Genomic DNA, 13,334 nt, shown 5'->3' with positions numbered 1-13,334 from the left:
CGAGCCCTTTGTCGTCGAGTGTCGCTCGCTCAGAATACGCGCGAGAACACGTAGTACAGCACGCCCGAGATGATCATTGCGGCCGGCAGCGTCAGCACCCAGGCCATGGCGATGTTGCGGATCGTGGCCCATTGCAGGCCGGAGCCGTTGGCGGCCATGGTGCCGGCAATACCGGACGACAGCACATGCGTGGTCGAGACCGGCAGGCCGTAGACGTCGGCGGCGGCGATGGTGGCGGCCGCGGTGATCTCGGCGCAGGCACCTTGCGCATAGGTGAGGTGGGTCTTGCCGATCTTCTCGCCAACCGTAACCACGATGCGCTTCCAGCCGACCATGGTGCCCAGCCCAAGCGCAATGGCGACCGCGATCTTCACCCAGCCCGGGATGAACTTCGTGGCGTTGTCGAGCGAACCCTTGTAGGCGTTGAGAACGGCGACGTCGTTGGCGCTGAGCTCGGCCTCCTTGTCCTTCATCAGGAAGCGGATTGCTTCCGAGACGAGGTACATGTCGTTGCGGGTGTTGCCGACGACTTCCGCCGGCACCTTCGCGAGCGACCCGTAGGTGGTGACCTGCTTTGCGATGTCGAGCACGAGCACGGCGAGCGACGGAAACGTGCCGCCGTTGACCTCGTGTTGAGCGATGTAGTTGGTCACCGCGGGGCGCGGGTTGCCGATGACGTTGTAGCCGGCGGCCTTGGCCTCGATCACCCTGCTCGCGGCCTCCGAGTTCGCGGTGAACTGCTCGATCTGGCTCGCCGGCAGCGTGCGGTTGAGCGCATAGGCCGTCGGCACGGTGCCGATCAGGATCAGCATGATCAGGCCCATGCCCTTCTGGCCGTCATTGGAGCCATGAAAGAAGCTCACCAGCGTGCAGGTGAGGATCAGGATGCCGCGGATCCACCACGGCGGTGGCTGATCGCCCTTCGGCTCGCCGAACAGCGCGGGCGTGGCGCGCAGCAGCACGGTACGCAGAACCAGGAGCAGCGCCGCGGCGAGCGCGAAGCCGAACAGCGGCGACAACAAGAGTGCTTTGCCGATGTTGGTGGCCTGCGACCAGTCGACGCCCGAGGTGCCGCTGCGGCCATGCAGAACCGCGTTCATGATGCCGACGCCCATGATCGAGCCGATCAGCGTGTGCGAGCTCGACGCCGGCAGGCCGAAATACCAGGTGCCGACGTTCCAGATGATCGCCGCGATCAACAGCGCGAACACCATGGCGAAGCCGGCGCTGGAGCCGACCTGGAGGATCAATTCCACCGGCAGCAGCGAGACGATGCCGAACGCGACCGCGCCGCTCGAGAGCAGCACGCCGAACAGGTTGAACATGCCGGACCACACCACGGCAATGTGGGCTGGCAGCGAGCGCGTGTAGATGACGGTTGCGACCGCATTGGCGGTATCGTGGAAGCCGTTCACGAACTCGAAGGCGAGCGCAATCAAGAGCGCGACGAACAGCAGGAGGAAGGGTGCGAAAGTCTTGACCTGCGTGCCGGTCGCGTCGACGTCGACCCAGATGCTGTAGGCGACGAAGAGCAGCGCGGCGGCGATGATCCCCATGTAAATGATGCCGGTCAGCGGATGAAAACCGCGGTCGAGGTCGGGGCCTCTCCGCAAGGCCGGCTCGATGGAGCCGGGTAAAGCAAGGTCACTCATTGAAAATACTCCTGTCCCTGTGCCCCGATTTTGCGCGTGGCATGTGACAGGCAGTTGAAATGACGGCGTTTCTCTACTCGTATCTGCTGCGGCGCGACGCGAGCTAAGTCACGCTGCCCGTGCCGATTTTTCCCGGAATCCGGCGGCAATCTTCAGGTCATCGACGAAACGCTGGTATTCCAGCTCCTTGGCCTTGGGGTCCGGCAGCCGCAAGAGATAGGACGGGTGCACCGTCACCAGCGCTTTGCGGCCGTCCGGCAGAGCGATCAGCCGGCCGCGGTTCTTGCCGATCGGGGTGATCTTGCCGAACACGCTTTGCGCGGCGGTCGCGCCCATCGCAACGACGAGGCTGGGCTGGAGGGCCGCCAGTTCCCGTTCATACCATTGCCGGCACGCGCGGATCTCCGGCGTGGTCGGCTTCTGGTGCAGGCGGATTTTTCCGCGCGGCACAAACTTGAAATGCTTCACCGCGTTGGTGACGTAGACCTTCCTGCGATCGACGCCGGCCTCTTGCAGGGCGCGATCGAGCATCTGCCCGGCCGGTCCCACAAAGGGGTGGCCAGCGAGGTCTTCCTTGTCGCCGGGCTGTTCGCCGACCAGCATGATGGTGGCGGACTTCGGGCCTTCGCCGAACACAGTCTGCGTCGCATCCTTGTAGAGAGGGCAGGCGCGGCAATGGGCGGCCTCCTTGCGCAGCGTCTCGAGATCATCGGCGGCGGGTTTGCGTGTCATGGGTGCCTCCGGACGCGGGGTAGTCTGTCCGCCGGTCCAGCGTTCGGCGTCAGTGAGCAGAGGTTCAAGTATCGAGGCTTCGGGGAAGTTCCTCCCGCGCTGTTTGGGCGCTTCCGGTGTGATCGACCGGTCCGCCTGGAAGTGGCGGCGCCAGGTTTCCTCCAATCGGTTTGGTGCTGGCATCTCCGTCTGGCTGATCCCCGCCGTGAACGAGATGACGTGGCCGTTCCAATGGGCGCAGATGTCGGGCGTGAGAATCGACCAGGGCATGTCGGCATAGCGACGCGCGAAGAAAGGTGCCGCGAATTCGACGATGTGATGCTCCGGCACGAACCAGGCGGCGTAATGCGCCTTCTGCTCGCGTCCGATCTCGCGGAAACGGACGACATCGCGCATGCGCTGCACGTCGCGGTGCACGCTGTTTGCCATCGCGGTGGCCAGTGCCACATCGGGATCGGTCATCTCTGCCAATAGGTCGTGATCGGCCTTCAGTCGCCACAGCAGGCGATAGAGCAGTGCAAAGCGTTGGACGTCACGATTGAGGAGCGCGACGCGCGCAAGCTCGATGAAATTAGCCGGCACGTTGAAGGTGCTTTCGATCTCGATCGGCGGCAGGCTCGGCGCTTCTGACAGGCCGGGCGGGATTTGTTCTGTGGTTTGGCCCTGCACGTCCCATATCACATCGACGGGGGCGATGTGATGCAGTGCCAGCGCGCGTGCGGCTTTGCGCCAGCCGTCGAAATCAGTCTCGCTATCGAGGGTGATGAGGTACATGGCACTTGAATCCTATTGATTCCGCTCATGAATCCGGCGGCGCGCCAATTCGGTTGACTCCGGCGGCGCTGTTGGCTTTATATTAGAACATATCATGAACAAATGAGCCAGCCGATCGTTTGTCTTTCTGACGATCCTGGCGACCCTCAGTGAAGGAGCGGCGAGCATGAGCGGCGCACGCGGAAGCGCGCTTGCGGTCTTGCGTGGCCAGATCGAGCGCATCGAGACGTCGGAGGCCGCGCATCATCGCGATCGCGTGGCGCTCGGCCATCCGGAAGTGGATCAGGCTTTGCAGGGCGGCCTTGCACGCGCCGCGATCCACGAGGTGTTTTGCGAGGGACGCCATGGCACGGCCGCGACAGGCTTTATCACGGGACTCGCCGGCCGCGTGACCGCGCGCCGGCCGCTGTTGTGGGTGCGGCAGGATTTTTCGGACGTCGAGGCGGGCGCGCTGTCGATGAACGGGCTTGCCGAGCTCGGCCTCGATCCGCGCCATGTGGTGATGGTACGCGCTGCCGATGTCGAGAGTGCGCTGCGGACGTCAGCTGATGCGCTTGCCTGCGATGCGCTGGGTGCCGTCGTGCTCGAGCTCTGGGGTGAGACGAAACAGTTCGATCTCGTGGCGAGCCGCAAGCTGACGCTTGCAGCCCAGGCTTCCGGCGTGACCGGGCTGCTGTTGCGGATGGCGGCAAACCCTCTGCCGTCGACCGCGGAAACCAGATGGATGTTGCGGGCGGCGCATTCGCCGCCTGGACCTACTTCAAAGCCTGCGGCGCTTTGGAGCGCCTGGGGCGCGCCTTGCTTCGATGCCGAGCTCGTTCGCAATCGCCATGGCCCGGTCGGCCGGTGGATCATGGAGTGGAAATGTGATGAGTGCCTGTTCAGCGAACCGTCGCCGTATCCTCAGCCTGTGGCTGCCGCGCCTGCCCATCGATCGCATCCGGCGGGTTTTCTCAGCGATCGGCGGAGAGCTAGCTAAAGACGAGCCGAGCATCGTCGTCGCAAAGGAGAATAATGCGCTTGTTATTTACGCTCTCGATGAGGCGGCCGGACGCTTCGGCCTGCATATCGGCCAGCCGTTGGCGAACGCCCGCGCCATTTGCCCAGAGTTGAAAGTATTCGACGCCGATGTCGCGGCAGATGCCAAGACGCTCGAGGATATCGCCGACTGGTGCGACCGCTTCACGCCGCTGGTGGCGCTCGATCCGCCGCATGGCCTGTTCCTCGACATCACCGGCTGCGCGCATTTGTTCGGCGGCGAGGCCAACCTGTTGCAGGCGCTCGTCCGTACGCTGGCGCGGCAGGGTTTTGCGGTCAGCGCGGCGATCGCCTCGACCTCAATCTGCGCGCGCACGCTGACGCGGCAGGCCTCCGGCACCATCGTTGCCGATGGCGCTGAGGCGGAAGCGATCAACCGCTTCCCGGTCTCCGCGCTCGGCGCCGATGACGCCATCACCACGGGCCTGCGCCGCGCCGGCTTGAAAACCATCGGCGCTGTCGCTTTGCGCAGCTCCCATGAGATCACGGCGCGCTTCGGTGCGCGCTTCTCGACGCTGCTTGCGCATGCGCTGGGGCAGGGCGATGCGCCAATCAGCCCGCGAAAACCGCTGCCTGACTACATCGTGGAAAAACGCTTCGCCGAGCCGATCGCGACCGACACCATGATCGCGATGACGCTGTCGCGGCTTGCGGATACGCTTGTTACCTCGATGGAGAAGCAAGGCAAGGGTGCGCGGCGGCTGGAGGCGTCCTTCTTCCGCACCGACGGCGTGGTGCGCGCGATCATGGTCGAAACGGGACGTCCGGTGACGCGAAGCGCAGTCATCGACCGGCTCTTTCGCGAGCGGCTGGATGCGCTCGCCGATCCCCTCGATCCCGGCTTCGGCTTCGACATGGTGCGGCTGTCGGCGAGCAGGACCGAGACCGTGGTGCAGGAGCAGCGCGATCTCGATGCGCACGTCCACGACAATGACGAACTCACCGCGCTGATCGACCGCATCGCCGCGAGGATCGGCGGCAAGCGCGTCGTCGTGCACCTGCCGCAGGATACGCATATCCCGGAGTGCGCCGTGCTGGCCGTGCCCGCGCAGCATCATCTTGCCGCTGCTGCGCAGGCTGAATGGCCATCGCGCGTTGAGAGCGAGCCGCCGCTGCGTCCGTTGCGGCTGTTCGACAGACCGGAGCCGATCAAGGTGCCGTTCGCGACCGTGCCCGACGGCGCGCCGCATCAATTCACCTGGCGCCGCGCGCTGCATGCGGTGGTGCGGGTGGAAGGGCCCGAGCGCATCGCGATGGAATGGTGGCGGCAGGACGGCAAGCAGCTCACGCGCGATTACTTTCGCGTCGAGGATGCCGAAGGCCTGCGGTTCTGGATCTTTCGCGATGGTCTCTACGACAGCGAGCTCGTGGACGAGGAGGGCAGGTCCGTTCCCGCCAACTGGTATGTGCACGGTCTCTTCGCATGAACACGCCAGCCTATGCCGAGATCGGCATCACCACCAATTTCTCCTTCCTTCGCGGCGGCTCGGATCCGCGCGCCTATGTGCATCAGGCCAGCATTTTGGGCATTCCCGTGATCGGGATTGCCGATCACAACACGCTTGCCGGCGTCGTGCGTGCTTATAAAGAGCTCGACAATGCCGAGGTGCTGCACAAGCCGAAGCTCCTGATCGGCGCGCGCATCGTTTTCATCGACGGCACGCCCGACATCCTGGTCTATCCACGCGACCGCGCCGCTTACGGCCGGCTCTGCCAGCTTCTCACCAGGGGCAAGCGCGGCGATGACATCACGCGGATCGAGAAGGGCGAGTGCCATCTCAGCTTCGCCGATCTCCTGGAATTTACCGAAGGCCAGCTCCTGGTCCTGACGCTGCCGCATCGCTTTGATACAGCGAAGGCGCTGGACGTGCTTGCCGGGCTGAAGGCGAGCTCTGCCTATGGCGTGTGGCTGGCGGCGAGCCTGCTCTACCGCGGCGACGGTCGGCGCCGTCTCGCGCGGCTCGATGATCTCGCAGCGAAGGCGAAAGTGCCGCTGCTCGCGACCAACGAAGTGCTCTATCACCATCCCGCGCGTCGCCCCTTGCAGGACGTGCTGACCTGTATCCGGGAAAAGACCACGATCGAGGTGGTCGGGAAGAAGCTGGAGGCCAACGCCGAGCGGTTTCTGAAAACGCCCAGAGAAATGGCGCGGCTGTTCCGCGATTTCCCCGCGGCGCTCGCAGAGACCATGCGCTTTGCCGACAGCATCGACTTCTCGCTCGACCAGCTCAAATATCAATATCCGAACGAGCCGGTGCCGCCGGGCAAGACCGCGCAAGGGCATCTGGAGGACCTGACCTGGGCCGGCGTGCAGACTTATTTCGGCGGCAAGATCGACGACAAGCTCCGCGCCACCCTGCACAAGGAGCTCGCGCTGATCGCCGAGCTGAAATACGCGCATTATTTTCTCACCGTGCACGACATCGTCCACTATGCGCGCAGCCAGAACATTCTGTGCCAGGGCCGGGGCTCGGCGGCGAATTCGGCCGTGTGCTACGTGCTCGGCATCACCTCGGTCGATCCGACCAAGGTCGATCTGTTGTTCGAGCGCTTCATCTCCAAGGAGCGGCTGGAGCCGCCCGACATCGACGTCGATTTCGAACATTCGCGGCGCGAGGAGGTGATGCAATATGTCTATCGCCGCTATGGCCGCCATCGCGCCGCGATCATCGCGACCGTCATCCACTACCGCCCACGCAGCGCCATCCGCGATGTCGGCAAGGCACTCGGCCTGACGGAAGACGTCACCGCGGCGCTCGCCGATACGGTGTGGGGGAGTTGGGGCAAGGGCCTCAACGACATGCAGGTGAAGCAGGCCGGGCTTGATCCCAACAATCCCATGATCAGCCTCGCGGTCGAGCTTGCGACCGAGTTGATCGAATTCCCACGCCACCTCTCGCAGCATGTCGGCGGCTATGTGCTGACCCAGGACCGGCTCGACACCTATGTGCCGATCGGCAATGCCGCGATGGACGACCGCACCTTCATCGAATGGGACAAGGATGACGTCGACGCGCTCAACATGATGAAGGTCGACGTGCTGGCGCTGGGCATGCTGACCTGCATCCGCAAATGCTTTGACCTGATCGACAAACACAAAGATGAGCGGTGGGTTCTGGCGAGCGTCCCGCAGGACGATCCCAAGGTTTACGAGATGCTGTGTCTCGGGGAATCGCTCGGTGTGTTCCAGGTCGAGAGCCGCGCCCAGATGAACATGCTGCCGCGCCTGAAGCCGCGGACCTTCTACGATCTCGTCATCGAGGTCGCGATCGTGCGTCCAGGACCGATCCAGGGCGACATGGTGCATCCTTACCTGCGGCGGCGGAACGGTCAGGAAAAAGTGAGCTATCCATCGCCGTCACCTGAGCACGGGGATAAGGATGAGCTCTACAAGGTGCTGCACAAGACGATGGGCGTACCTCTATTTCAGGAACAGGCGATGCGGATCGCGATCGAGGCGGCAAAATTCACCTCTGAGGAGGCCAATGGTCTGCGCCGCTCGATGGCGACCTTCCGCAATGTCGGCACCATCGGCAAGTACGAGGACAAGCTGATCGGCAACATGGTCGCGCGCGGCTACGCCCCCGACTTCGCCAGGAGCTGTTTCGACCAGATCAAGGGGTTTGGCAGTTACGGCTTTCCGGAGAGCCATGCGGCGAGCTTCGCGCAGCTCGTCTACATCTCGTCCTGGCTGAAATATTATCATCCCGACGCGTTCTGCTGCGGGCTTCTCAACTCCCAGCCGATGGGCTTTTATGCGCCGGCGCAAATCGTCGGCGATGCCCGCAAGAACGACGTCGAGGTGCGCGACATCGACGTGTCCTACAGCTTCGCGCAGAACACGCTTGAGAGCACCGACGGCAAATACTGCGCCGTGCGCTTGGGCTTCCGCCAGATCGACGGGTTTCATTGGCTCGATGAGGATGAGGAGAGGCTGAGACGTTCTCAGCTGTCATTCCGGGGCGCGCCGAAAGGCGCGAGCCCGGAATCCATCGAGCCGCATAGGCCTGGAGGAGTGGATTCCGGGTTCGTCGCTGACGCGACGCCCCGGAATGACAACGCAAAAACAACCGACTGGGCCGACCGCATCGTCGCTGCGCGCAACCGCCGGCCCTTCACCTCGCTCGAAGACTTCGCCCGCGATACCGGTCTGCCCAAGCGCGCGCTGATCCTGCTGGCGGATGCCGACGCGTTCCGCTCGATCGGGCTCGACCGCCGCGAGGCGCTGTGGCAGGTGCGGCGCCTGCCCGACGACGTGCCGCTGCCGCTGTTCGAGGCGGCGACCGCGCGCGAGCAACCGGACGAGCACGCGAGGCCGCTGCCCGTGATGCCGCGCCCCGAGCAGGTCGTCGCGGACTACCAGACCATCCGCCTGTCGCTGAAGGGCCATCCGATGGAGTTCTTGCGCGAGATGTTCACGCGCGAGCGCGTCATCGCCTGCAAGGATGTCCGTCATGAGAACGAGCGGCGCCGCGTCCGCTGCGCCGGCGTGGTGCTGGTACGGCAGCGGCCGGGCAGCGCCAGCGGCGTCGTGTTCATGACGCTGGAGGACGAAACCGGCATCGCCAATGTCGTGGTGTGGCCCAAGATCATGGAGCGGTACCGGAAGGAGGTCATGGGCGCGCGCCTCATCCTGGTCGAGGGCTATATCCAAAGCAGCCCCGAAAAGGTGACGCATCTCATCGCCCTGCGAATGGTCGACCGCTCGCACGACCTGGTCGGGCTTGCGAACGACGCGCTGAGCCGCAAGCACCCGATGCCGGCCGGCGCCGCCCTGATCGAGCCCCTCAACGACGACCGCCGCGACCACCTCGACACCCCGGCGCAAAAAATCCGCCACCCCCGCGACGTCCGCATCCTGCCGCCGTCAAGGGATTTTCATTGAGGTGCGCCGGCTATCTCCAATGTCGTCCTGGCTTTCGCCAGGATGTCGACTGTGTGACGCCAACCTCTAGAAATTCACGCGGTTCGAGATTCCGCCGTCCACGACGAGATTGGAGCCTGTCGTGAAAGAGGACACCGGGCTTGCCAGAAATACCGCGGCGTTCGCGATTTCCTGCGGCGTGGCCATGCGCCCCGTCGGATTGCGGGCGAGCGCATCCTCGTAGCGCTTGGGCATGTTCTGCTCGACCATGTTCCAGACGCCGCCCTTGAAATAGACGGTGCCGGGCGACACCACGTTGACGCGGATTTTCTTCTTCGCGTATTGCCGCGCCAGTCCCTTGGCCATGTGGATCAGCGCCGCCTTGATCGGGCCGTAGGAGCCGGCCGCATCCGCCTGAGCCGCCGACACCGACGAGATGATGACGAAGGCCGCATCGCCCGTTGTCTCGCCGCTTGTCTCGAGGAACGGCCGCGCGGCTTCGAACGCATGCACGGCGCCGATCACATCGGGCCGGAAATTCTGCTCCCACGAGGCGACGTCGTTGCCTTGTGCCATGGCGCCGGCGTTGGAGAACAGCATGTCGATGCCGCCGAACTCCTTGGCGACGCCGTCGATCCAGGATTTCAGGGCCGCGCCATCGGTCACGTCGACCGCGCTACCTGTCGCGCGGACGCCGCTCGCTCTCAGTTCGGCCACGGTGGCCGCAACCTGCTCGGCGTTGCGTGCGCACACCGCGACGTTGGCGCCTTCGCCGGCCAGCGTCGCCGCAATCGCCTGCCCGATGCCGCGCGTGCCGCCCAGCACGACGGCGCTTTTCCCCTTGAGACCGAGATCCATTGTTGGCTCCTTTTTGTTGGTCGCGTGGAATGTAGTAGCTTCACCTTGAACGTTATAGGGTGCAAAGGCGCGTCAGCGCCGTACCCACCGTTCTTCAACTTGCATGAAAGTGGTGGGCACGCTTCGCTTTGCCCATCCCACGATTTCGCAACTACTCCGGCGCCGCACCCACCGGCGGGCCGCCGGGCGGGCGGTGCAGGAAGGTGAGCGACACGTAGGCGCCGACCCAGGAGCCGATTGCGGCGAAGGCGACGTAAGTGGCGTTCTCGGTATAGCTGATCACGGCGTAGGAGGAGAGCAGGTACCAGATCGCGCTCCAGGTCGCCGCCGGCACGCGCTTGCGCGCCACGACCGCGGAGGTGAACATGACGTAGACCGCGTCGGTGGCGGCGGTCGCGAGCAACACGGCACCCGCGGTGAGGGGATCGATGGCAGCCATTGCAGTCCTTTCCGTGCTAGAGAGCATGATCCGGAAAAGTGTGAAGCGGTTTTCCGAAAAGATCATGCTCAAACAATAACTCATGGCGCGATGATGATTCATCCCAATCTCATCGCGCCATGATGAAAAGCTTCAAGTCAAGCTAACGGGAGCAGGTGGCCATGCAAAGTCCGCCCCATATCCTCCGGGACATCTGGGCCTCCGCGGGCGGCGATGTCGCCGCGCTCGAGCGCGTGCGGCTGAGCGGCGAGGAGCCGCAAATCCCGTCCTCATTCCGCGTCGCGGCTGCGGCGCAGTCCTGCATCGCTGCGGCGGGGCTCGCGGCCGCCGAGATCTGGAGGCTGCGCTCGGGCGTAGCGCAGGATGTCACCGTGGACATGCGCCATGCCGTCGTCGAATGTCGCTCCGAACGTTATTTGCGCGTCGATGACAAGCCGCCGCCGCCGGCCTGGGACGCGATTGCAGGAATCTACAAGACCGGCGACGGCCGCTTCGTCCGCTGCCACACCAACTTCCCCCACCATCGCGACGCCGTCTGCAAGGTGCTCGGTTGCGAGGCTGAGCGCGAAAAGGTGCAGGCCGCGTTGATGCAATGGAAGGGCGAGGACTTCGAGACCGCGGCCTATGCTGCCGGTGGCGTCGTCGCGCTGATGCGTTCCCATGACGAATGGTCCGCACTGCCGCAGGCGCGTGCGCTGTCCGAGCTGCCGCTCGTCTCGATCGAGAAGATCGGCGAGGCGCCGCCAAAGCCATGGTCGAAAGGCGATCGTCCGCTCTCAGGCCTGCGCGTGCTCGATCTCTCGCGCGTCATCGCAGGGCCCGTTGCGGGCCGCACGCTCGCCGTCCACGGCGCCGATGTGCTGCTGGTGTCCGGCCCCAAGCTGCCCGCGATTCCCTGGCTCACCATCGACACCGGGCGCGGCAAGCTCACGACCTTCATCGAGCTGAAGAGCGATGCGGGTCGTAAGCAGCTCCGTGCGCTGCTCGCGGAAGCCGACATTTTCTCGCAAGGCTATCGCCCGCGCTCGCTCGCCGCGCTCGGCTTTGCGCCGGAAGATACCGCGCGCATCAATCCCGGCATCGTGCACGTCACGCTGTCGGCCTATGGACATGCCGGCCCCTGGGCGGAGCGACGCGGCTTCGACTCGCTGGTGCAGACCGCGACCGGCTTCAACCACGCGGAAGGGCAGGCCGCGGGCATCGACGGACCGAAGGAGTTGCCCGCGCAGATGCTCGACCACGCCACAGGCTATCTGATGGCCTTCGGCGCGATGATGGCGAAGGCGCGTCAGGCCCGCGAAGGCGGGAGCTGGCACGTGCGCGTGTCGCTGGCGCCAACCGGGCGCTGGTTGTGGAATCTCGGCCGGCTTGAGAATGGGCTGAAAACCCCGGATCTTCCGGGGTCGGCCGTACATCCTGCGTTCATCCAGGCCATGCCATCCGGTTTCGGAACATTGAAAGCGGTCAGCCATTCGGCGATGCTGTCGAAAACCCCCGCCGCGTGGCAACGTCCGGCAATGCCACTCGGTAGCCACCCGCCGGAATGGCCGAGCCGCGGCTGACACGAAGCTGACATAGAACTGACGTGGCAAAATTTTAACGCACCCGAAAGGCGACGCGCGTTTTTTAGGTTGTCTGAAATCTCAATTCGGCACTATTAGCGCGACCGATGAGGCAGTCATTTTGCCGGAATCATCGCGAGAATGACCGGGCCCTATGGTAGTTGAAAATACCAAGCGATTGCAGGTATTTACGAAGCAACGGATGGTCGCGTCCGTAGTTTTACTGATGCTCGCGGGCGGCGGCGCCTATGCCTACATCTATGCGGGGGGCAAGGAAAAGAACCACTCCGAAGTCTCCAGCCAGTCCCGCAAGAACGCGCAGAACTTCACGCCGACGCCGTCCGAATGGGCGACGTTGTCGATCGAGCCGGTGAAGCAGAAGGCCTTCCGCGCTGAATATGTCACCGAGGGCAAGGTCGCGGTCGATGAGGACCGCTCGACCCCGGTGTTCTCACCCTATGCCGGTCGGGTGACCAAGCTGCTGGTGAAGCCCGGCGAGAGCGTCAAGCAGGGGCAACCGCTGTTCTTGATCGAGGCCGCCGATACCGTCCAGGCCCAGAACGATTTCATTACGGCGATGACCTCGCAGAACAAGGCGAAGTCGTCGCTGGAGCTCGCCGACATCCAGTTCAAGCGCGCCAAGGATCTTTATGAAGGCCACGCCGTTCCGCTGAAGGATTATCAGCAGGCGGAGGCGACCCAGGTCCAGGCGCAGAACGATATGCGTTCCTCGGTGACGGCGCTTGAGGCGGCACGCAACAAGCTGCGCATCCTCGGCTTCACCGACGAGGCGATCAAGGCATTCGGGGACAAGGGCAGCATCAATCCGGAGATCACGATCTATGCGCCGATCTCGGGCACGGTCGTGCAGCGCAAGATCGGCCCCGGTCAGTATGTCAGCGCGGGCGCCAGCGATCCGGTGTTCGTGATCGGCGATCTCTCGACGGTGTGGCTCACGGCCTTCGTGCGCGAAAGCGATGCTGCTTCCGTCTGCGTCGGACAGGACATCACGGTCAACGTGATGGCGCTGCCGGGCCGTCCCTTCACGGCCAAGATCAACTACGTCGCGGCCGCGATCGATCCCAACACCCGCCGTCTCCTGGTCCGTGCGACCATCGACAACAAGGAAGGCCTGCTCAAGCCGGAGATGTTCGCAAACGTGACGATCTATTCGGCCGGCGATCGTGCAGCACCCGCGGTGCCGAAGCAGGCCTTGATCTATGAAGGCGACCAGGTCCGCATCTGGGTCGCGCGCGAGGACAAGTCGGTCGAGCTGCGCCAGATCAAGATCGGGCTCGTCAACGGCGATCTCGTCGAAGTCACAAGCAATCTGAAACCGGGCGAACAGATTGTAACCAAGGGCAGCCTGTTCATCGATCGTGCGGCCTCTGGCAGCTAGTCTGCGGCCGGCGCAA

At 64.2% G+C, this 13,334-nt stretch carries 9 protein-coding genes; 5 read left to right on the top strand and 4 right to left on the bottom strand.

Annotation, left to right across the window (positions count from 1 at the left end; genetic code table 11):
* Positions 1-29: 29 nt before the first annotated feature.
* Positions 30-1,652 carry an inorganic phosphate transporter gene (locus tag QA640_RS29425; protein ID WP_283036362.1) on the bottom strand — a complete coding sequence of 541 codons (1,623 nt, stop codon included), beginning with the start codon at positions 1,650-1,652 and terminating at the stop codon, positions 30-32.
* A gap of 108 nt (positions 1,653-1,760) precedes the next feature.
* Positions 1,761-3,158 carry a UdgX family uracil-DNA binding protein gene (locus tag QA640_RS29420; RefSeq protein WP_283036361.1) on the bottom strand — a complete coding sequence of 466 codons (1,398 nt, stop codon included), beginning with the start codon at positions 3,156-3,158 and terminating at the stop codon, positions 1,761-1,763.
* A gap of 166 nt (positions 3,159-3,324) precedes the next feature.
* Between QA640_RS29420 and QA640_RS29415 the strand changes: the two genes are divergently transcribed.
* From QA640_RS29415 to QA640_RS29405, 3 genes are read left to right on the top strand one after another with little or no spacing between them, the layout of a single operon-like run.
* The gene (locus QA640_RS29415; RefSeq protein ID WP_283036360.1) at positions 3,325-4,137 is read left to right on the top strand and encodes a DNA repair protein; all 813 of its coding nucleotides are present in this window, start codon (positions 3,325-3,327) and stop codon (positions 4,135-4,137) included.
* Positions 4,028-5,623, top strand: a complete 1,596-nt coding sequence (locus tag QA640_RS29410) for a DNA polymerase Y family protein (protein ID WP_283036359.1) — start codon at positions 4,028-4,030, stop codon at positions 5,621-5,623. The genes QA640_RS29415 and QA640_RS29410 overlap by 110 nt, the downstream gene beginning before the upstream one ends.
* The gene (locus QA640_RS29405) at positions 5,620-9,081 is read left to right on the top strand and encodes an error-prone DNA polymerase (protein ID WP_283036358.1); all 3,462 of its coding nucleotides are present in this window, start codon (positions 5,620-5,622) and stop codon (positions 9,079-9,081) included. The genes QA640_RS29410 and QA640_RS29405 overlap by 4 nt, the downstream gene beginning before the upstream one ends.
* 66 nt (positions 9,082-9,147) lie before the next feature.
* Here QA640_RS29405 and QA640_RS29400 read toward each other — a convergent pair whose 3' ends face one another.
* Together QA640_RS29400 and QA640_RS29395 are read right to left on the bottom strand one after the other, a co-directional pair.
* Positions 9,148-9,918 (bottom strand): SDR family oxidoreductase, encoded by a 771-nt coding sequence (locus QA640_RS29400; RefSeq protein WP_283036357.1) that lies wholly within the window; start codon positions 9,916-9,918, stop codon positions 9,148-9,150.
* A 151-nt stretch (positions 9,919-10,069) separates the two neighbouring features.
* A complete protein-coding gene (locus QA640_RS29395; RefSeq protein WP_283042921.1) occupies positions 10,070-10,357 on the bottom strand; it encodes a hypothetical protein in 288 nt (95 codons plus the stop codon).
* Between the two features lie 161 nt (positions 10,358-10,518).
* Between QA640_RS29395 and QA640_RS29390 the strand changes: the two genes are divergently transcribed.
* The gene (locus tag QA640_RS29390; RefSeq protein ID WP_283036356.1) at positions 10,519-11,919 is read left to right on the top strand and encodes a CoA transferase; all 1,401 of its coding nucleotides are present in this window, start codon (positions 10,519-10,521) and stop codon (positions 11,917-11,919) included.
* Between the two features lie 154 nt (positions 11,920-12,073).
* Positions 12,074-13,318, top strand: coding sequence for an efflux RND transporter periplasmic adaptor subunit (locus tag QA640_RS29385; RefSeq protein WP_283036355.1), 1,245 nt, complete (start codon positions 12,074-12,076; stop codon positions 13,316-13,318).
* Positions 13,319-13,334 lie beyond the last annotated feature (16 nt).

It is taken from the genome of Bradyrhizobium sp. CB82 (genome assembly GCF_029714405.1).
In the GTDB taxonomy this organism is placed as follows: Bacteria; Pseudomonadota; Alphaproteobacteria; order Rhizobiales; family Xanthobacteraceae; genus Bradyrhizobium.
This window is presented reverse-complemented; position numbering and strand designations above follow the sequence as displayed.